The following is an 18,783-nucleotide window of genomic DNA, read 5'->3' on the forward strand; positions in this document are numbered from 1 at the left end:
GGCCTGACCTCGCTAAGGTATTTCTCTTTTAGGCGGGGCAAACCCATCTGCCAAACCTCCTCACTTGTCCAGCACCTCGCCGCATTTCTTGCAGTAGCGCACTTTCTTTCCATCTGCCAGGAATTTCCGCCCCACCCGGGTAGGAGTATTGCAGCTTCCGCAGACTACCATAACCTTGCAGGCAGGAAAGGGGGCCTCGCGCTCTTGGATGCCGCCCTGCTGCATTTTTGGCGTCGGCTTGAGGTGCTTCTTAACAATATTTATTCCTTCCACCACCACCCGGCCCTGGTCCGGAATGACGGTAAGGACTTTTCCCCTTTTTCCAGCATACTTCCCGCTCAATACCAAAACCGTGTCGCCCTTCTTAACGTGGCATTTGGCCGAACTCACAGGTATCACCTCCGTCAAAACCGCCATTGTCGGTGGACAGCCGCCACAACCGCCGTCCACCCCCGTCCCCAAGAACCATCGAGCTCGACTCCGATGGGGGATGCGCCCAGACGGCGGCTCTTGCCACTGCCCACCAACAATCGGAGCATTTACAGCACCTCCGGTGCCAGAGAGACGATCTTCATGAAATCGCGCTCCCTTAGCTCCCTAGCCACCGGTCCAAAGATACGGGTTCCCCTGGGCGTCCCCTGGTCATTGATAATTACAGCTGCATTCTCATCAAAGCGAATGTGGGAGCCGTCTGGCCTGCGAATTTCCTTTTTGGTACGAACCACCACCGCTCGCACCACTTCACCTTTCTTGACCACACCGCCGGGGGCCGCCTCCTTGACCGAAGCGATGATGACATCGCCAACGCTGGCATAACGGCGCTTAGAACCCCCCAAGACGCGGATGCAAAGCAATTTCTTCGCGCCGGTATTGTCTCCCACCTTTAAGATTGACTCCTGCTGTATCATGGCCTTCCCTCCTATAACTTAGAGGTCACCCTATTCTTCCCCCAGGTCGTGCTCGGGCACTGGCTGGGCAGAAGTCTCTAGGATTTCTGCTACCCGCCAGCGCTTGCGGGCGCTGAGCGGTCGAGTCTCCATGATCAACACTTTGTCGCCTACCCGGCATCGATTCTCCTCGTCATGGGCTAGGTAGCGCTTGCTGGTCCGCATCCGCCGCCCGTAGAGATCGTGCTTGCGAAAAGATTCCACTAGGACAACCACGGTCTTATCCATCTTGTCGCTAACGACCCGGCCCAACCGAACCTTGCGCTTAGGCCTTATATCCGCCAAACCTAGTTCCTCCTTCCTCAGCTACCCTGAGCTGCCCGGCGGGCTGGATCGCCCATCTGGGCGCGCTCCTCCTTCAATTCCCGCTCCCGGAGTATGGTCTTCACTCGGGCTATATCCCGTCTAACCTCGCGAATCCGAAGGGGGTTATCCAGCTGGCCAGTGGCCATCTGGAAACGCAGGTTAAAGAGCTCTTCCTTGAGGTCCTCCACCTTGCGCTCCAATTCCTCATTTGACAGTTCACGGATTTCCTCCGGCTTCATTCCTTGCCACCCCCCAATTCCTGACGTTTCACGAAACGAGTCTTGATGGGCAATTTATGGGCAGCTAGCCGTAGCGCTTCCTGGGCTACCTCCTCGCTCACTCCAGCTAGCTCAAACAGCACCCGCCCAGCTTTAACCGGCGCCACCCAATATTCCGGCGCTCCTTTGCCGCTACCCATCCGGGTCTCAGCCGGTTTGTCGGTAACCGGTTTATCTGGAAAAATCTTAATCCAGACCTTGCCGCCCCTCTTGATATAACGGGTCATGGCTACCCGCGCCGCCTCAATCTGGCGCGCTGTTATCCAAGCCGGCTCTAGGGCTTGCAGTCCAAACTCACCAAAGACCACTTCATTCCCCTTGGTAGCCGTCCCCCTGATGGTACCGAGGTGTTGTTTCCGATGTTTAACTCGTTTTGGCATTAACATGCTCATTGCCCCCCTTCGGCGCTCGCCTTAGCAACCTCGGGCCGGGTGAGTACCTCGCCTTTATAAATCCACACTTTGACCCCGATCTTGCCGTAGGTGGTATTGGCCTCAGCGAACCCGTAATCAATGTCCGCCCGCAGGGTGTGCAAAGGCACCTTGCCTTCGCTGTACCATTCGGTGCGCGCAATTTCCGCCCCTGCCAGCCGGCCGGCGCAGCTGACTCTAATACCTTCTGCTCCCATGCGCATAGCCCGGCTGACTGCTTGTTTCATGGCCCGGCGGAAGGATACCCGGCGCTCCAGGCTGGAGGCGATGCTTTCGGCCACCAGCTGGGCATCTAGCTCCGGCTTCTTGATCTCCACTATGCTTAGGTTGACCTGTCTACCAGTAAGCGCTTCCAGCTCCCGCCGCAGGTGCTCCACCTCGGTCCCGCCCCGGCCAATGATGATACCCGGCCTAGCTGCATGGACGGTAACTTTCAGCCGGTTGGCAGCTCTCTCTATCTCTATCCGGGAAATACCAGCCGCATAGAGCTTTTGCTTGAGCAATTTGCGAATGCGGACATCCTCCAAGAGGAGCTCGGAAAACTGCTTGCGGCTAAACCACCGGGCATCCCAATCCTTGATGATACCTATGCGCAGGCCCTTGGGATGAACCTTTTGTCCCACTAATCACTCCTCCTTCTGGCCAACTACTACCGTTATGTGGCTAGTTCTCCGCCGCCTAATGTTGGCCCGACCCATGGCCCGAGGTTGCCAGCGCTTGAGGGTAGGGCCCTCGTCCACAAAAATGCGCTTAACGTAAAGGCTCTCAGGATCCATCTCGTAATTGTGTTCGGCATTAGCCACAGCCGAATCCAAGCACTTGCCGATGGCCCTGCCACCCCGCTGCGGCACCGCCCGAAGGATGGCTCGAGCCTCAGCTACGCTCTTTCCGCGAACTAGATCGGCCACCGGCCGCACCTTGCGGGGGCCGATACGGATGAACTTGGCTACTGCCTTAGCTTCCAATGCCTATCCCTCCAGGTTTTATTTCAGGGCGGTAGAGCGCTCGGTGTGGGCTCCATGTCCCCGGAAGTGCCTAGTGGGCACAAATTCCCCTAGCTTATGGCCCACCATGTCCTCGGTAATATAGATGGGAACATGGCGCCGCCCATCGTGAATGGCTAGGGTGTGACCCACCATCTGCGGAAAGATGGTGGAGCGCCGCGACCAGGTTTTGATTACTCGTTTTTCGCCTTTTTCATTCATAGCCTCAATCTTGGCGAGAAGCTTAGGGTCACAGTACGGACCCTTTTTTAAAGAGCGGCCCACTGCGCACCGCCTCCTTTACCCCTCAATTGACTGAAGTCCTCCTTAATCACTTCCGTCGCTTGACGATATACTTGTCGGAAGGCTTATTCTTCTTGCGCGTCTTGGCGCCCAGCGCCGGCTTGCCCCAAGGCGTTACCGGGTTGCGGCCCACTGGCGCTTTCCCTTCGCCGCCCCCATGGGGATGATCCACTGGGTTCATGACTACGCCCCGCACGGTAGGCCGAATGCCCAGCCAGCGCTGGCGACCAGCCTTGCCCAGGCTAATGTTCTCGTGGTCCAGGTTCCCCACCTGGCCAATGGTAGCCCGGCAGTCCTGGCGCACCAAGCGTATTTCTCCCGAAGGCAAACGTAAATGGGCAAACTCGCCCTCCTTGGCCATCAGCTGCACCGAAGCCCCGGCCGACCGAGCCAACTGGCCACCCTTTCCCGGCTTCAACTCCACATTGTGGACCACGGTACCCAACGGGATGTGGCGCAACGGCAAGCAGTTGCCCACCTTGATGTCGGCATCGGGCCCCGATTCCACCCGGTCGCCAACTGAGAGCCCGTTGGGAGCAAGTATATACCGCTTCTCCCCATCAGCATAAGCCAGGAGGGCAATCCGGGCCGAGCGGTTAGGATCGTACTCAATGGCGGCCACCCGAGCCGGCACTCCGTCCTTGTCGCGCTTAAAATCAATAATCCGGTACAATTTCTTATGGCCGCCGCCGCGGTGGCGCACCGTGATCCGGCCCTGATTGTTGCGGCCAGCCTTCTTTTTCTTGGGAGCCACTAGCGACCGTTCCGGCCTAACCTTGGTAATCTCCTCAAAGGTAGAAACGGTCATCTGCCGCCTACCTGGAGAAGTTGGCTTGTAGCTCTTTACCGCCATACCTCTCCCTCCTTAACAGTCTTCTACCAACACCTTGCCCTTTATAGACCCTCGACGATCTGGATCTTGTCGCCCGGCTTTAAGGTGACAATGGCCTTCTTCCGCGCCGGAGTGTACCCTTGGGTCCGCCCCTGGCGCCGCAATTTACCTCGAACCTTGACCGTGTTGACCTTGGTCACCGAAACCTTAAAAATAGCCTCCACCGCTTTCTTGATCTGGCTCTTGTTGGCCCGGGGGTGGACGATGAAGGTATATTTGTTCCCTTCCATTAGTTGGGTTGACTTTTCGGAGATAACCGGCCGGATAATTATGTCCCGCGGATTTTCAAAAAGGCTCATCCCGCCAGCACCTCCTCTATCTTTTGTACCGCGTCTCGGGTAAACACCAGCTTATCAAAAGCCAGCAGTCGGTAGACCGATAGCTCCTGGGCCTTTATCGGCAAGACTCCAGCCAGGTTACGAGCCGAGCGGTGAATAATCCTGTCATCGCCTGCAGTCACGATCAAGGCGCTATCCTCTACCTTTAGGTTGCGCAATACCTGGGCCATAGCCTTGGTTTTAGGGGCCTCAAACCGAAGTCCGTCCACCACAATGAAATCGCCATCAGCTACCCGAGCCGATAGGGCTGACTTCAGCGCCGCCCGCCGCATCTTCTTGGGCATGGCCTGGGAATAGTCTCGGGGCTTGGGCCCAAATACGATCCCACCATGCCGCCAAAGTGGCGATCGGATAGTCCCGGCCCGGGCTCGACCGGTGCCTTTTTGGCGCCATGGTTTCTTTCCGCCGCCGGCCACCTCTCCCCGCTCCTTGGTTGAGGCCGTGCCCCGGCGGGCATTGGCCATATCCCGTACCACCGCTTGGTGCAACAGGGCCTCGTTCAACGGGACCCCGAATACTTCTTCCTTTAGTTCGATTTCATCTATTTGCTGCCCCTCCGGGTTGTAAACTGGCACTCTGGGCATCCCTCTCACTCCTTTCCGTACGGTCTAGCGAGCTTTGGCCGGGCTCTTCACTACCACCAGGCCCTTAGCTGGACCGGGTACGGAACCTTGCACCAAAAGCAGGTTGCGTTCAGCATCGGCACTTACCACTTTCAGGTTCTGAACCGTCACTCGGGCTGCACCCAAGTGGCCTGGGAGCTTACGGCCCTTGAAAGTGCGCGCCGGTCCCTTAGCTCCCAAGGATCCCGGGCGGCGATGGTACTTGGAACCATGGGCCATGGGCCCCCGCTGGAAGCCATGCCGCTTGATTCCGCCTGCAAAACCTTTACCCTTGGAGGTAGCAGTTACATCTACCAGCTCCCCGGCGCTGAAAACATCGGCTTTGATCTCCTGCCCAACCGAGTACTCTTCGCCCTCGCCTACTCGAAATTCACGCAGGACCCGGAACGGCCCCACCTTAGCCTTGGCAAATTGCCCTCGGACCGGCTTGGTCAGCTTGGACTCCTTTACGGCCTCAAACCCTACCTGGATGGCATCGTATCCATCCGGATCTTTGCGTTTCCGCCGTACTACCACGCACGGCCCAGCCTTGATTACAGTCACGGGCACCGCACGACCTTCTTCATCAAAAACTTGGGTCATGCCCAGCTTTCTTCCTAAAATGGCTTTCATGCAGGCTCACCTCCTACCCCTAGAGCTTGATCTCAATATCTACGCCCGCGGGTAAATCTAGGCGCATCAGCGCATCTACCGTCTTGGGAGTAGGATTCAAGATATCGATGAGCCGCTTGTGGGTGCGCATCTCAAACTGTTCCCGCGAGTCCTTGTTTACGTGCGGCGACCGCAAGATAGTATATATGCTTTTTTCCGTAGGTAGCGGGATAGGACCAGACACCGTGGCTCCGGTGCGCTTAGCCGTCTCAACTATCCGCACCGAAGAGTGGTCCAACAGCCGGTGATCAAATGCCCGCAAGCGAATACGGATCTTGTCCTGCGCCATATTTATCCTCCTCCAGCTCGCCTGATCTACAGGCCTTCTCCGCGGAAATTCCCCGCTTGGCCAAGGCTGAGATTCCGCCCGACCAAGCGGCAACCTCCCGCTTCATCGCCCTACTCATCATCCTTAACCCTTGGCCCGAGCTTGGGCCTAGCGCTCCCTCGCGGGGCCAGCAGCAAGCCGGCACCCACTTTACGCCTAGGCCCTTGGGCCCCCGGCTACTCGATAATGTGGGTAACTACCCCAGCGCCAACGGTACGACCACCTTCACGGATAGCAAAGCGCAAGCCCTCTTCAATGGCAATGGGGGTGATCAGTTCCACGTTCATCTTGATGTTATCGCCGGGCATTACCATTTCCACGCCTTCAGGCAGCTTGATGACCCCGGTAACATCGGTGGTCCGGAAATAGAACTGCGGCCGGTATCCGGGGAAGAACGGAGTATGGCGCCCGCCCTCCTCTTTGGTCAGGACGTAAACTTCAGCGTCAAACTTGGTGTGCGGGTGGATGGACTTGGGCTTGGCCAGCACCTGGCCGCGCTCCACTTCCTTCTTGTCGATGCCGCGCAGCAGCACGCCGATGTTGTCGCCCGCCTCGGCTACCTCCAAGATCTTCCGGAACATTTCCACCCCGGTAGCCACCGTCTTTCGAGGCTCGGGGCTTAGACCAACGATCTCCACCTCGTCGCCCACCTTGATGGTACCCCGCTCAACTCGGCCGGTAACCACGGTGCCGCGGCCGGTAATGCTGAATACGTCCTCAATGGGCATGAGGAAGGGCTTATCCTTATCCCGCTGGGGAGTAGGAATATAGCTATCCACCGCATCCAAAAGCTCCCAGATCTTGCTGCACCACTGGCAGTCCCGCTTGCCGCAAGCACACTCCATTGCCTTTAGAGCCGAGCCGGCAATGATGGGAATTTCGTCGCCGGGAAACTCATACTCATTTAATAGATCCCGAACTTCGATTTCCACTAGCTCCATCAGCTCGGGATCGTCCACCATGTCCACCTTGTTCAGGAAGACTACAATGTAAGGAACGCCTACTTGGCGGGCCAGGAGTATGTGCTCACGGGTCTGAGGCATGGGGCCGTCGGCAGCCGAGACTACCAGAATCGCCCCGTCCATCTGCGCCGCGCCAGTAATCATGTTCTTGACATAGTCGGCGTGGCCCGGGCAGTCAACGTGGGCATAGTGACGCTTGTCGGTCTCGTATTCCACGTGGGCGGTAGCAATGGTAATACCCCGCTCCCGCTCTTCCGGAGCGTTGTCGATGGAGTCGAAGCTCCGAGGGGTCGCCTTCCCTTCCTTGGCCAGGCACAAGGTAATGGCAGAAGTCAGGGTGGTCTTGCCGTGATCTACGTGCCCGATGGTGCCCACGTTGACGTGGGGCTTGGTCCGCTCAAATTTTTGTTTGGCCATAATTCGTCCTCCTTCTTGAATTAGGCTTGCAACTCTATCTTGCCTTGCCTTTTGGCCACAATACCGTCAGCAATGGATTTGGGAACTTCCCCATAATGGTCAAACTGCATTACGTAGGTGCCCCGACCTTGGGTTCGCGAGCGCAAGTCGGTGGCATACCCAAACATGGTAGCCAACGGAACATAACCTCGGATCACCTGAACATTGCCTCGCTGTTCCATCCCTTCAATTTGCCCTCGCCGCGAAGTTAGATCTCCCAGCACATCGCCTAGATACTCCTCGGGAACCACCACCTCCGCCTTCATCACCGGCTCTAGCAGTACCGGCCCTGCTTGTTCCACCGCTCGCTTGAAAGCTTGGGCGCCAGCAATCTTAAAGGCAATTTCCGATGAATCTACCTCATGGTAAGAGCCATCGACCAAGCTAACCCGCACATCTACCGTGGGATAGCCAGCCAAGACTCCGTTTTCCATGGCTTCCCGTACCCCGGCGTCTACAGCCGGGATAAACTCCTTGGGCACAACCCCGCCCACAATGCGGTCCACGAATTCATACCCTTGGCCGCGCTCCAAGGGCTCAATTTCTAACCAAACATGGCCGTACTGGCCGCGGCCTCCGGTCTGCCGGATATAACGCCCCTCGGCTTTAGCCCGCCGGGTAATGGTCTCCTTGTAAGCCACCTGCGGCCGGCCCACTCTGGCATCCACATGGAACTCCCGCAATAAGCGGTCAACAATTATTTCTAGGTGTAGCTCTCCCATGCCGGAGATCAGGGTCTGCCCCGTCTCCTGGTCGGTGTAGGTGCGGAAGGTAGGATCCTCCTCCGCCAGCTTCTGCAAGGAAATGATTAGCTTCTCCTGGTCAGCCTTGGTCTGAGGCTCAATGGCCACCGAGATCACCGGCTCCGGGAAGCTGATGGACTCAAGCCTTATGGGGTGGTCCTCGGAGCACAGAGTGTCGCCGGTAAAGGTATTTTTAAGGCCCACCGCCGCTCCGATGTCGCCGGCATACATCTCCAGGGTTTCTTCCCGATGGTTGGCATGCATGCGCAGGATCCGGCCGATGCGCTCCTTCTTGCCAGTATTGGCATTCAAAACATAGGAACCCGCTTTTAGGGTTCCAGAATAAATCCTAAAGAAGGTAAGGCGGCCCACATAAGGATCGGTCATAACCTTGAACGCCAAGGCAGAGAAAGGAGCTCCATCATCGGCTAAGCGCTTTTCTTCCTCACCTGTGTCCGGATTTACACCCTCCACTGCCGGAATATCGATGGGGGAAGGCAAATAATCCACCACCGCATCCAAAAGCGGCTGCACGCCGCGGTTCCTGAAGGCGGAACCGCATAGCACCGGGACGACGGCTCCGGACAAGGTGCCACGCCGCAAAGCTTGCCGGATTTCTTCCGGAGTCACGGTTTCCCCGTCCAGATACTTGATCATGATCTGGTCATCAATCTCCGCCAAGGCCTCCAGCATCTTATCCCGGTATTGCCGGGCCTTTTCTTCCATATCAGCCGGGATGGGCTCCTGGTGATAAATGGTACCAGCCTCATCCTCCCATACTAGGAAGCAACTATTGATAAGGTCAATAATGCCCGAAAAACTATCCTCAGCCCCCACCGGCAACTGGATAGCCACCGGGTTGGCCCCCAGCCGATCTTCAATTTCCTTCAGTACCCGGTAGAAATCGGCGCCCAGGCGATCCATCTTGTTTACAAAGGCTATCCGCGGGATGTGGTACTTATCGGCCTGGTGCCAGACGGTTTCTGATTGGGGCTCAACCCCTCCCACAGCGCAAAAGACGCCAATAGCCCCGTCCAGTACCCGCAGCGAGCGCTCTACCTCTACTGTAAAGTCCACGTGTCCGGGCGTGTCAATGATATTGATACGGTGATCGCGCCAGTGACAAGTAGTAGCCGCGGAGGTAATAGTAATACCCCGTTCCTGCTCCTGGACCATCCAATCCATGGTAGCCGCGCCGTCATCGACCTCGCCGATGCGGTGAACTCTGCCGGTATAGAATAGGATCCTTTCGGTTGTGGTGGTTTTGCCAGCATCGATATGAGCCATGATGCCGATATTGCGCGTCCTCTCCAGGGCAATTTCTCTGGCCATTACTATCCCTCCTTTCTAGATTTCTAGATTCTTGATTTCTATACCTTGATTCACCCGCCTGCCCGCCTCGCTGCCGATTGATTTACCAGCGGTAATGGGCAAAGGCCTTGTTGGCTTCTGCCATGCGGTGGGTGTCTTCCTTTTTCTTTACTGCCCCTCCGGTGTTGTTGGCTGCATCAATAAGCTCGGCAGCCAGCTTTTCCTCCATGCTTTTTCCGGAACGCTGCCGCGCATACTCTACCAGCCACCGGATGGCTAGGGATTGGCGGCGCTCAGGTCTCACTTCCACCGGCACCTGATAGTTGGCGCCACCTACCCGGCGCGCCTTGACTTCTAGGAGCGGCATGGTGTTCTTTAGGGCCTGCTCCAGTACCTCCAGAGGCGGCTTGCCAGTCTTCTCGGCCACAATGTCGAAGGCCCCATAGCAGATCGACTCAGCTAGCCGCTTCTTACCATGTAGCATGACTTTATTGATTAGCTTGGCTACGGGTACACTATTGTAGACTACATCAGGCGGCACCTCGCGCCTTGGTGCCCTTCCTCGCCGTGGCATCGTATCCCCCCTTTGCTTTAACGCGCAGCCTTCTTGGGCTTCTTGGCTCCATACTTGGAACGCCCTTGGTTGCGATTGGCTACCCCGGTAGCATCCAGGGTTCCCCGCACGATATGGTAACGTACCCCTGGAAGGTCCTTAACCCGGCCTCCCCGGATCAGCACCACCGAGTGCTCCTGCAGGTTGTGGCCGATGCCGGGAATGTAGGCGGTCACTTCGATGCCGTTGGTCAACCGCACCCGCGCTACCTTGCGCAAGGCCGAATTGGGCTTTTTCGGGGTAGTGGTGTAAACTCTAGTGCACACGCCCCGCTTTTGCGGCGACTCCCGCAGAGCCGGAGCCGACGATTTCTTGGTTACCTTTTCCCGCCCTTGCTTTACCAACTGATGAATAGTAGGCACAATCCCACCTCCTCTTTCGAAAATCATTTCCCAGCACTCAATTCGCCTATCCCACCCATCAGGCGTTGCCCAGCCATGCTAAGTCACCCTTACTAAGTCCCAGTTGCCTGCTGGTTAAGTGCTGGATCGCTTCCGGCCCAGCCCCCGAGGTGCCGCTAGCAAGCGGCATGGGGGGGGACTTCCCCGGTTAATCTCTCAATATTGCCGCCGAGGCCGAGCCTACGTCAATGCCGCAGGCCGCCCCTAGTTCTTCCATATCATCTACCATCACTACTTCTACTGCCTTTTCCTGGCATAACCTCAATAATGGCTCCGTCACATGAGGCTCGGCGTTGCGAGCCACGAAGACTGCCCGGGCTAGGCCCTTCTGCACTGCTTTAGTGGTCTCCCGGGTACCAACGCTCCTGCGCTTAGCCTTCCTCAGGTCCTCCAGAACCATGGTTTCTCCTTCTCCCCTTTTGCTTACGCACGCACGCGTGAGATTGTACCACGCTTCAAGGCCAGCTGTCAACTGGAGTTTTCCCTGCCCTATGCCGGGGCGGGAGCAGGCGCCGGTGCCTGTTCGACCGCCTCGCCGGCCGGCAGTACCCGCTCTTCGGCCTCGCCCTCTGCCCCCTCAGCCTTGGCCACCTTGGCTTCCCCGTCTACCAGTACCGGCTTTAGGCTGCGGTAGCGGCTCATGCCGGTGCCGGCTGGAATAAGCTTGCCGATGATTACGTTTTCCTTTAGCCCGAGCAGCAGATCCGTCTTGCCCTTAATGGCAGCATCGGTAAGCACCCGGGTAGTTTCCTGGAAGGAAGCTGCCGATAAGAAGGAATCGGTAGCCAGGGAAGCCCGGGTGATCCCCAGGAGCACCGGCCGGGCGGTGGCCGGCTCCCCTCCTTGTTCCATCACCCGCCGGTTTTCCTCTTCAAACTCAAAGCTGTCCAGTATACCCCCGGGCAAAAGCCCGGTATCACCAGGGTTATCTACTTTTACCTTGCGCAGCATTTGGCGAATGATAATCTCGATGTGCTTGTCGTTAATATCCACTCCCTGCATACGGTAAACCTGCTGCACTTCCCGTAAGAGGTAGGTCTGTACCGCCTTAGGCCCCTTGATCTTTAAAAGATCATGGGGGTTAATTGGCCCTTCGGTGAGGGGATCGCCCGCCTCCACCCGCTGGCCGTCCTCTACTCTCACCCGGGACCCATGGGGAATGACATAGCTCTCGTACAACCCATCATCGGTCACCACTTGGATCTCCCGCCGCCCGCGGGCCTCGCCTATCTTTACCGTCCCGGAAACCTCGCTGAGGATACAAAATCCCTTGGGCTTTCGAGCTTCAAACAGCTCCTCCACCCGAGGCAGGCCCTGGGTGATATCTTCCCCGGCCACGCCGCCGGTGTGGAAGGTACGCATGGTCAGCTGGGTGCCTGGCTCGCCAATGGACTGGGCAGCAATGATGCCCACTGCCTCCCCGATCTCCACCGGGCTGCCGGTGGCCAAGTTGCGGCCGTAGCACTTGGCACAAACTCCATAGCGAGTCCGGCAGGTAAGAACCGAACGGATCTTTACCTTCTTAATACCCGACTCAACGATCCGGGCTGCCGCATCCTCATCGATCTCGTTATCGGCGGCTACCAAAACCTCGCCGGTCTCCGGGTGGCGCACATCCTCCAGGGCATACCTGCCGATGATGCGTTCCGCTAACCCTTCAATGACTTGGTCGCCCTCACGAATTTCCTCCACTTCAATGCCGTCGGTGGCATGGCAATCTTGCTCGCGAACAATAGTATCCTGAGAGACGTCCACCAGCCGCCGGGTGAGGTAGCCTGAGTCAGCCGTCCGCAGAGCGGTATCCGCCAAGCCTTTGCGGGCCCCGTGGGTGGAAATGAAGTACTCTAGAACCGTAAGTCCTTCTCGGAAGTTGGAACGGATGGGCAGGTCAATGATCCGGCCCGCTGGGTCGGCCATCAATCCCCGCATGCCAGCCAGCTGGCGGATCTGCTGGACGTTGCCTCGGGCTCCCGAGTTGGCCATCATGAATACCGGGTTAAACTGGTCCAGGCCCGACATGAGCTGATCTGTCACTTTCTCGGTGGCCTGGTTCCAATCCTCGATGATGCGTTCATAGCGCTCGTCCTCGGAGATCAACCCGCGGCGGTACTGATCTTCGATTTGCTCCACCTTAGCCTCAGTCTCGCGAATGATCTCGTCCTTCTCGGTGGGGACAATAAGATCGCCTATGCCAATGGTGACCCCGGCTTTAGTAGCAAAGTCATAGCCCACCTTTTTGATGCCGTCCAGCACCTTGGCAGTGCCCGAAGCCCCCAGGCAGCGATAGCACTGGTCAACCAGGTGACCTAAGTCCTTTTTCCCTACCTCGTGATTGATAAACCCTAGCTCTTTGGGAATGGGAACTTCAAAATTGAAGATCAGGCGGCCAACGCTGGTCTCCACCATCTTGCCATCCAGCCGCACTTTAATCAGGGCGTGTAGGTCCACCACTTTCTCCCGATAGGCTGCTAAAGCCTCCTCATAGCTGGCAAAGATGCGACCTTCGCCCTTAGCTCCCCGCCGTACAGCAGTAAGGTAGTAAACTCCCAGTACCATATCCTGGGTGGGGGTGACCACCGGGCGCCCGTCCTTGGGGTTCAGGATATTTCCAGTGGAGAGCATCAACAACCTGGCTTCAGCCTGGGCTTCAGCAGAAAGGGGTACGTGCACCGCCATCTGATCGCCGTCAAAGTCAGCGTTATAAGCCGTACATACCAGGGGATGGATCTGGATCGCCCTTCCCTCCACCAGGATGGGCTCAAAGGCCTGAATGCCCAGCCTATGCAGGGTAGGAGCTCGGTTGAGCAATACCGGATGCTCCTTGATTACTTCCTCCAGCACATCCCATACTTCATCTTTGACCCTCTCGACCATCCGCTTGGCGCTTTTGATGTTGTGGGCATACCCCTTGTCGACCAAGCGCTTCATGACGAAGGGCTTGAACAGCTCCAGCGCCATCTCCTTGGGCAGCCCGCACTGATGCATCTTTAGGGTTGGGCCTACCACGATAACCGAGCGGCCCGAGTAATCAACTCGCTTGCCCAGCAGGTTTTGGCGGAACCGGCCCTGTTTGCCTTTAAGCATATCGCTCAAGGACTTGAGGGGGCGATTTCCAGGCCCGGTAACCGGCCGGCCCCGACGTCCATTGTCGATCAGAGCGTCCACCGCTTCCTGGAGCATCCGCTTTTCATTGCGGACAATAATGTCGGGAGCGCCCAGATCCAAGAGTCTCTTCAGACGGTTGTTGCGGTTGATGACTCGGCGATACAGGTCGTTTAGATCAGAAGTGGCAAAGCGGCCGCCGTCCAGCTGTACCATGGGCCGCAGTTCCGGGGGAATAACCGGGATGACATCCAGGATCATCCACTCTGGCCGGTTGCCCGACTGCCTAAATGCCTCTACCACCTCCAGCCGACGGACCGCCCGCACCCGCCTCTGGCCACTGGATTCTTTGGCCTCACGCCTGAGCTCCTGGCTGAGCTTATCCAGGTCAATTTCCTGGAGCAATTGCTTAATGGCTTCGGCTCCCATGCCAGCTTGGAAACGGTTGCCGTAGCGCTCGCGGTATTCCCGGTATTCGGTTTCCGTCAACAGCTGTTTTTTCACCAAAGGCGTATCGCCCGGATCCAATACTATATAGGAAACAAAGTACAGCACCTTCTCCAAGGCCCGAGGGGACAGATCCAGGATCAGGCCCATACGGCTAGGAATGCCCTTAAAATACCAAATATGGGAAACCGGGGCCGCCAGCTCTATATGCCCCATGCGTTCGCGCCGGACTTTAGCTCGCGTGACCTCAACCCCGCAGCGATCGCAGACTACACCCTTGTAGCGTACCCGCTTGTATTTGCCGCAGTGGCATTCCCAGTCCTTGGTGGGACCAAAGATTTTCTCACAAAACAATCCTTCCCGCTCGGGCTTTAAGGTCCGGTAGTTTATGGTCTCTGGTTTTTTCACTTCACCGCTGGACCAAGCCCGGATCTGCTCCGGAGAGGCCAAACCTATCCGCAAGCGGTCGAAGTTACTTACGTCTAGCACGCTATCGCTCCTCCCTGACCTCTTTACTTTCCGCGTGCCGTGCGGCGCCGGCTTCTGGGCGTTGGCAGCTCCTCCCTGTCCAGGTCTTCCAAGTCTAAGCCGCTTTCTTCCTCGTCTTCAAGTTCATCGGCTTCCGAGATTAGGGCGCGCCGCTTCGATCTTTGCCGCTTCAGGAATACCTCGTCATCATCGGCACCCAAGTCTTCGTCATCAAGATGGATGTCATCAAGGGTATCTTCATCGGCCAGGATCGGAAGCTCCACCTCTTCCTCTCCATCGCCCTCATCTACGCCTTCTTCACCAAAAGCCACCAAGTCTTCGCCTTCTTCCTCTTCCTCTTCCTCTTCTTCCTCTTCTCCCTCCGGCTCCTCTATTGGTAGCTCGTCTTCCCGCTTTCGCACCGGCTCTTCCCCTTTAATATCAATGCCCAGTTCTTTGGCGGTTTCCCCGATATCGTCGTCATCTTCGCGGATCTCGATCTCCTGGTTTTCTTCCGAGAGGACTTTTACGTCCAGCCCTAGGCTCTGCAGCTCCTTGATCAGCACCTTGAAGGACTCGGGTACGCCAGGCTCAGGCACATTTTCTCCTTTCACCACCGCTTCGTAGGTGCGCACCCGGCCCACCACGTCATCCGATTTGACGGTCAATATCTCTTGCAAGGTATAAGCCGCGCCATAAGCTTCTAGAGCCCAAACCTCCATCTCTCCGAAGCGCTGGCCGCCAAACTGCGCCTTGCCGCCCAAGGGCTGCTGGGTAACCAAGGAATAAGGTCCGGTAGAACGGGCGTGGATCTTGTCATCCACTAAGTGGGCTAGCTTCAGCATGTAGATGTAGCCCACCGTGATTTCGTTGTCGAAAGGCTCGCCGGTACGGCCATCGCGCAGCTTGGTCTTACCGGTAGGTGGTAAACCAGCTTTTTGCAACATCTTGATGATATCGTCCTCGTCGGCGCCATCAAACACAGGCGAGGCAACATATAAGCCCAAGGCTTTGGCCGCCCAGCCCAAATGGCATTCTAGGATCTGGCCAATGTTCATTCGCGAGGGCACGCCTAGAGGGTTGAGGACAATATCCACTGGAGTGCCGTCTGGCAAGAACGGCATATCCTCCACGGGCAGGATACGGGAAATAACCCCCTTGTTTCCATGGCGCCCCGCCATCTTGTCGCCCTCGGAGATCTTGCGCTTCTGGGCCACGTAAACCCGCACCAGCTGGTTGACCCCCGGAGCCAGCTCATCTCCCTTGTCCCGGGAAAAGATCTTAACGTCTACTACAATACCCGACTCGCCGTGGGGCACGCGCAAGGAGGTATCTCGAACTTCCCGAGCTTTTTCTCCAAATATGGCCCGAAGCAACCTTTCTTCAGCTGTAAGCTCGGTTTCGCCCTTGGGAGTAACCTTGCCCACCAGGATATCCCCAGGGTGGACTTCCGCTCCTACCCGGATGATGCCGCGCTCGTCTAGGTCGCGCAGGATTTCCTCGCCGACATTGGGGATATCGCGGGTGATCTCCTCCGGGCCTAGCTTGGTATCGCGGGCATCGCACTCATATTCTTCGATATGAATGGAAGTAAACACGTCGTCCCGGACTAGGCGCTCGCTAATGAGGATGGCGTCCTCGTAATTGTAGCCCTCCCAGGGCATGTAGGCTACCAATACGTTCTTGCCCAAAGCCAGCTCTCCCTGATCGGTGGAGGGCCCATCCGCCAGTACCTGACCGGCTTCCACCCGGTCACCCTTGCGAACTATAGGACGCTGATTGATGCAAGTACCTTGATTGGAGCGGGAGAATTTCGCCAGCCGATAGGTGCTCACCGTGCCATCATCGTTGCGGACCAGGATCTCAGTAGCAGTCACCCGCTCCACCTTGCCTGGCTTCTCGGCCAGCACCACTACGCCGGAATCATGGGCCGCCTTCTGCTCCATCCCGGTCCCCACCAAGGGAGCCTCGGTACGGATAAGGGGTACCGCCTGGCGCTGCATATTGGCGCCCATCAGGGCCCGGTTGGCATCGTCATGCTCCAGGAAAGGAATGAGGGAAGTAGCCACGCTCCAAACCTGCTTGGGAGTAACATCCATGTATTGCACCCGTTCGGCTGGGACCGTCAGGATCTCATCGGCGTAACGGGCATCTACCCGTTTCTCCAGGAAATGGCCCTCATCGTCCAGAGGGGCGTTGGCTTGGGCAATGACATAATTGTCCTCTTCATCGGCGCTGAAGTACTCGATCTCGTCGGTAACTACGCCTCGCTCCTGATCCACCTTGCGATAAGGGGTCTCTATGAAGCCGAACTCGTTGATGCGGGCGTAGGTGCTCAGCGAACCAATGAGGCCGATATTGGGTCCTTCTGGAGTTTCAATAGGACAGATGCGCCCGTAGTGGGAGTAGTGTACATCTCGGACTTCAAAGCCAGCTCGCTCCCGGCTCAGACCTCCCGGGCCTAGGGCCGAAAGGCGCCGCTTGTGAGTAAGCTCGGCCAAAGGGTTAGTCTGGTCCATAAACTGGGAAAGCTGGCTGGAGCCGAAGAATTCCTTGACCGCCGCCACCACCGGCCGGATGTTGATGAGCACTTGGGGGGTGATGGCCTCCACGTCCTGGATGCTCATTCGTTCCTTGACCACCCGTTCCATCCGGGCCAAGCCAATGCGGAACTGGTTTTGCAAAAGCTCCCCTACCGACCGTAGCCGCCGGTTGCCCAGGTGGTCGATATCATCAATGGGGGCCTCGCCGTTCATTACCTTAATGAAATACTTGATGGTGGCTACCACGTCTTCTTTGGTGAGAATGCGCAAGTAAGCCTTGCCTTCGCCGTTGGCAGGTCCACCTGCACTGGCTCCAGGTACAGCGCTAGGTATAACGCCCTCGCCCGGTCTGGCCACCAAGTCTTCTTCCCACAGGATGCCGTGCTTGAGCTTCTTCTGGAGCTTGTAGCGGCCCACGTTGCCCAAATCATAATGTTTGGGATCAAAAAAGAGGTTGATCAAGAGGTTGCGGGCGCTCTCCACCGTAGGCGGCTCACCGGGGCGCAGCCGCTTATAAATCTCCACCAGGGCTTCTTCCTCAGAATCGGTATTATCGCGCTCCAAGGTAGCCTGGATATGGGGATCGTCTTCAAAAAGCTCTAAGATCTTAAACTTATTGCCATAGCCCAAGGCCCTAAGCAGAACCGTGACCGGAAGCTTGCGGGTGCGGTCTACCCGGACGTAGATGGCGCCGGCAGCATCGCTCTCCAGCTCCAGCCAAGCCCCCCGATTGGGAATAATGGTAGCCTCGTAAACCTTGTTGCCGGCGCTGTCCTGTTGCTCCCCGTAGTATACGCCGGGGGACCGTACCATCTGGCTGACGACTACGCGCTCAGCCCCGTTGATGACGAAGGTGCCCTTCTCTGTCATCAAAGGAAATTCGCCCATGAACACTTCCTGTTCCTTGACCTCTGCCGTCTCCCGGTTAATCAAGCGCACCTTGACCCTTAGGGGAGCGGAGTAGGTCATGTCCCTCTCCTTACACTCTTCGATGCTATATTTGGGTTCTCCCCGGGTATAATCTACAAACTCCAAAACCAAGTTTCCGGTAAAGTCTTGGATGGGAGAAATGTCCCGAAAAGTCTCGCGCAAGCCCTCCTTCCAAAACCACTCGTAGGACTTCTTCTGTACTTCGATGAGGTTGGGCATCTCGAGAACCTCATGGATCTTACCAAAGCTATAGCGCGTCCTCGAGCCTACCGGAACCGGGTATGGATATTCCACAGGCTCACCCCCACAAAATTAAAAGCAAAAGACAAAAGAAACCTTCATTCGAGGGAATGTAAAAGCAAGGTTTTCCGTTTAAAACCTCGCTTTTTCCCCCAATGAAGACAAAGACCCCTATCTTTGATATTATTTACCCAAGTAGGAAAACCTTATACTCGGATCCAGATAAGTGCATACCAATGCATCCTGAGATGATACTTCAAGGCAGGGCAGTTGTCAAGAAAAAATTTGGCGTGTGTCACGGGAGGTGATATTGTCACGTGGGCGCGGACAGAGAAAATGTTGGCATGGGTTACTGGGGCTTAGACGGTTCTTCTCCTTGATAGACCCAGTGACGGTGTGATACTAATATTTGTAAGATGAAGTAGCGCACGGCATCTGGGAGGTCCGCTGCGGCGTACAAGAAAGCGAGGCAAGCGGCCGTGAATGA

20 protein-coding genes are annotated in these 18,783 nt (G+C 56.9%); all 20 read right to left on the minus strand.

Annotation, left to right across the window (positions count from 1 at the left end):
- Positions 1-60: 60 nt before the first annotated feature.
- Positions 61-417, minus strand: a complete 357-nt coding sequence (locus H5U02_03275) for a 50S ribosomal protein L24 (protein MBC7341460.1) — start codon at positions 415-417, stop codon at positions 61-63.
- 122 nt (positions 418-539) lie between these two features.
- Positions 540-908, minus strand: coding sequence for a 50S ribosomal protein L14 (gene rplN, locus H5U02_03280; protein MBC7341461.1), 369 nt, complete (start codon positions 906-908; stop codon positions 540-542).
- 30 nt (positions 909-938) lie between these two features.
- Positions 939-1,232, minus strand: a complete 294-nt coding sequence (gene rpsQ / locus H5U02_03285; protein ID MBC7341462.1) for a 30S ribosomal protein S17 — start codon at positions 1,230-1,232, stop codon at positions 939-941.
- Between the two features lie 17 nt (positions 1,233-1,249).
- Positions 1,250-1,492, minus strand: a complete 243-nt coding sequence (rpmC, locus tag H5U02_03290; protein MBC7341463.1) for a 50S ribosomal protein L29 — start codon at positions 1,490-1,492, stop codon at positions 1,250-1,252.
- Positions 1,489-1,917 carry a 50S ribosomal protein L16 gene (gene rplP, locus H5U02_03295; GenBank protein ID MBC7341464.1) on the minus strand — a complete coding sequence of 143 codons (429 nt, stop codon included), beginning with the start codon at positions 1,915-1,917 and terminating at the stop codon, positions 1,489-1,491. Before rplP ends, rpmC begins: the two co-directional genes overlap by 4 nt.
- 2 nt (positions 1,918-1,919) lie before the next feature.
- Positions 1,920-2,585, minus strand: a complete 666-nt coding sequence (gene rpsC / locus H5U02_03300; protein ID MBC7341465.1) for a 30S ribosomal protein S3 — start codon at positions 2,583-2,585, stop codon at positions 1,920-1,922.
- Positions 2,586-2,588: 3 nt separating this feature from the next.
- Positions 2,589-2,927 carry a 50S ribosomal protein L22 gene (rplV, locus tag H5U02_03305; protein ID MBC7341466.1) on the minus strand — a complete coding sequence of 113 codons (339 nt, stop codon included), beginning with the start codon at positions 2,925-2,927 and terminating at the stop codon, positions 2,589-2,591.
- A gap of 18 nt (positions 2,928-2,945) precedes the next feature.
- Complete coding sequence (rpsS, locus tag H5U02_03310) at positions 2,946-3,230, minus strand: 30S ribosomal protein S19 (protein MBC7341467.1); 285 nt, start codon at positions 3,228-3,230, stop codon at positions 2,946-2,948.
- Positions 3,231-3,276: 46 nt separating this feature from the next.
- The gene (rplB, locus tag H5U02_03315; protein MBC7341468.1) at positions 3,277-4,101 is read right to left on the minus strand and encodes a 50S ribosomal protein L2; all 825 of its coding nucleotides are present in this window, start codon (positions 4,099-4,101) and stop codon (positions 3,277-3,279) included.
- Between the two features lie 41 nt (positions 4,102-4,142).
- Positions 4,143-4,439 carry a 50S ribosomal protein L23 gene (rplW, locus tag H5U02_03320; GenBank protein ID MBC7341469.1) on the minus strand — a complete coding sequence of 99 codons (297 nt, stop codon included), beginning with the start codon at positions 4,437-4,439 and terminating at the stop codon, positions 4,143-4,145.
- Entirely contained in the window at positions 4,436-5,062 is a 627-nt protein-coding gene (gene rplD, locus H5U02_03325) for a 50S ribosomal protein L4 (GenBank protein ID MBC7341470.1), read from the minus strand. Before rplD ends, rplW begins: the two co-directional genes overlap by 4 nt.
- Positions 5,063-5,086: 24 nt before the next feature.
- Positions 5,087-5,713: a 50S ribosomal protein L3 gene (rplC, locus tag H5U02_03330; protein ID MBC7341471.1), complete on the minus strand. Its 627-nt coding sequence runs from the start codon at positions 5,711-5,713 to the stop codon at positions 5,087-5,089.
- Positions 5,714-5,732: 19 nt separating this feature from the next.
- The gene (gene rpsJ / locus H5U02_03335) at positions 5,733-6,041 is read right to left on the minus strand and encodes a 30S ribosomal protein S10 (protein ID MBC7341472.1); all 309 of its coding nucleotides are present in this window, start codon (positions 6,039-6,041) and stop codon (positions 5,733-5,735) included.
- Positions 6,042-6,256: 215 nt separating this feature from the next.
- On the minus strand, positions 6,257-7,459 hold the full coding sequence (gene tuf / locus H5U02_03340; GenBank protein MBC7341473.1) for an elongation factor Tu: 1,203 nt from the start codon (positions 7,457-7,459) through the stop codon (positions 6,257-6,259).
- 20 nt (positions 7,460-7,479) lie between these two features.
- A complete protein-coding gene (gene fusA, locus H5U02_03345; GenBank protein ID MBC7341474.1) occupies positions 7,480-9,573 on the minus strand; it encodes an elongation factor G in 2,094 nt (697 codons plus the stop codon).
- 82 nt (positions 9,574-9,655) lie between these two features.
- A complete protein-coding gene (rpsG, locus tag H5U02_03350) occupies positions 9,656-10,126 on the minus strand; it encodes a 30S ribosomal protein S7 (protein MBC7341475.1) in 471 nt (156 codons plus the stop codon).
- Positions 10,127-10,143: 17 nt separating this feature from the next.
- Positions 10,144-10,527, minus strand: a complete 384-nt coding sequence (locus H5U02_03355) for a 30S ribosomal protein S12 (protein ID MBC7341476.1) — start codon at positions 10,525-10,527, stop codon at positions 10,144-10,146.
- A gap of 187 nt (positions 10,528-10,714) precedes the next feature.
- Positions 10,715-10,966: a ribosomal L7Ae/L30e/S12e/Gadd45 family protein gene (locus H5U02_03360; GenBank protein MBC7341477.1), complete on the minus strand. Its 252-nt coding sequence runs from the start codon at positions 10,964-10,966 to the stop codon at positions 10,715-10,717.
- An 89-nt stretch (positions 10,967-11,055) separates the two neighbouring features.
- Positions 11,056-14,604 (minus strand): DNA-directed RNA polymerase subunit beta', encoded by a 3,549-nt coding sequence (gene rpoC / locus H5U02_03365; GenBank protein MBC7341478.1) that lies wholly within the window; start codon positions 14,602-14,604, stop codon positions 11,056-11,058.
- A 23-nt stretch (positions 14,605-14,627) separates the two neighbouring features.
- A complete protein-coding gene (rpoB, locus tag H5U02_03370; protein MBC7341479.1) occupies positions 14,628-18,350 on the minus strand; it encodes a DNA-directed RNA polymerase subunit beta in 3,723 nt (1,240 codons plus the stop codon).
- Positions 18,351-18,783: the final 433 nt, after the last annotated feature.

The sequence above is a fragment of the Clostridia bacterium genome (assembly GCA_014360065.1).
Classification (GTDB): domain Bacteria; phylum Bacillota; class DSM-521; order Neomoorellales; family JACIYF01; genus JACIYF01.

What these genes read in the sequence shown, in the direction of transcription:
- H5U02_03275 (MBC7341460.1), bottom strand. Translation starts at nt 417, where the DNA reads ATGGCGGTTTTGACGGAGGTGATACCTGTGAGTTCGGCCAAATGCCAC.
- rplN (MBC7341461.1), bottom strand. Translation starts at nt 908, where the DNA reads ATGATACAGCAGGAGTCAATCTTAAAGGTGGGAGACAATACCGGCGCG.
- rpmC (MBC7341463.1), bottom strand. Translation starts at nt 1,492, where the DNA reads ATGAAGCCGGAGGAAATCCGTGAACTGTCAAATGAGGAATTGGAGCGC.
- rplP (MBC7341464.1), bottom strand. Translation starts at nt 1,917, where the DNA reads ATGTTAATGCCAAAACGAGTTAAACATCGGAAACAACACCTCGGTACC.
- rplB (MBC7341468.1), bottom strand. Translation starts at nt 4,101, where the DNA reads ATGGCGGTAAAGAGCTACAAGCCAACTTCTCCAGGTAGGCGGCAGATG.
- rplW (MBC7341469.1), bottom strand. Translation starts at nt 4,439, where the DNA reads ATGAGCCTTTTTGAAAATCCGCGGGACATAATTATCCGGCCGGTTATC.
- rplD (MBC7341470.1), bottom strand. Translation starts at nt 5,062, where the DNA reads ATGCCCAGAGTGCCAGTTTACAACCCGGAGGGGCAGCAAATAGATGAA.
- rplC (MBC7341471.1), bottom strand. Translation starts at nt 5,713, where the DNA reads ATGAAAGCCATTTTAGGAAGAAAGCTGGGCATGACCCAAGTTTTTGAT.
- rpsJ (MBC7341472.1), bottom strand. Translation starts at nt 6,041, where the DNA reads ATGGCGCAGGACAAGATCCGTATTCGCTTGCGGGCATTTGATCACCGG.
- tuf (MBC7341473.1), bottom strand. Translation starts at nt 7,459, where the DNA reads ATGGCCAAACAAAAATTTGAGCGGACCAAGCCCCACGTCAACGTGGGC.
- fusA (MBC7341474.1), bottom strand. Translation starts at nt 9,573, where the DNA reads ATGGCCAGAGAAATTGCCCTGGAGAGGACGCGCAATATCGGCATCATG.
- rpsG (MBC7341475.1), bottom strand. Translation starts at nt 10,126, where the DNA reads ATGCCACGGCGAGGAAGGGCACCAAGGCGCGAGGTGCCGCCTGATGTA.
- H5U02_03360 (MBC7341477.1), bottom strand. Translation starts at nt 10,966, where the DNA reads ATGGTTCTGGAGGACCTGAGGAAGGCTAAGCGCAGGAGCGTTGGTACC.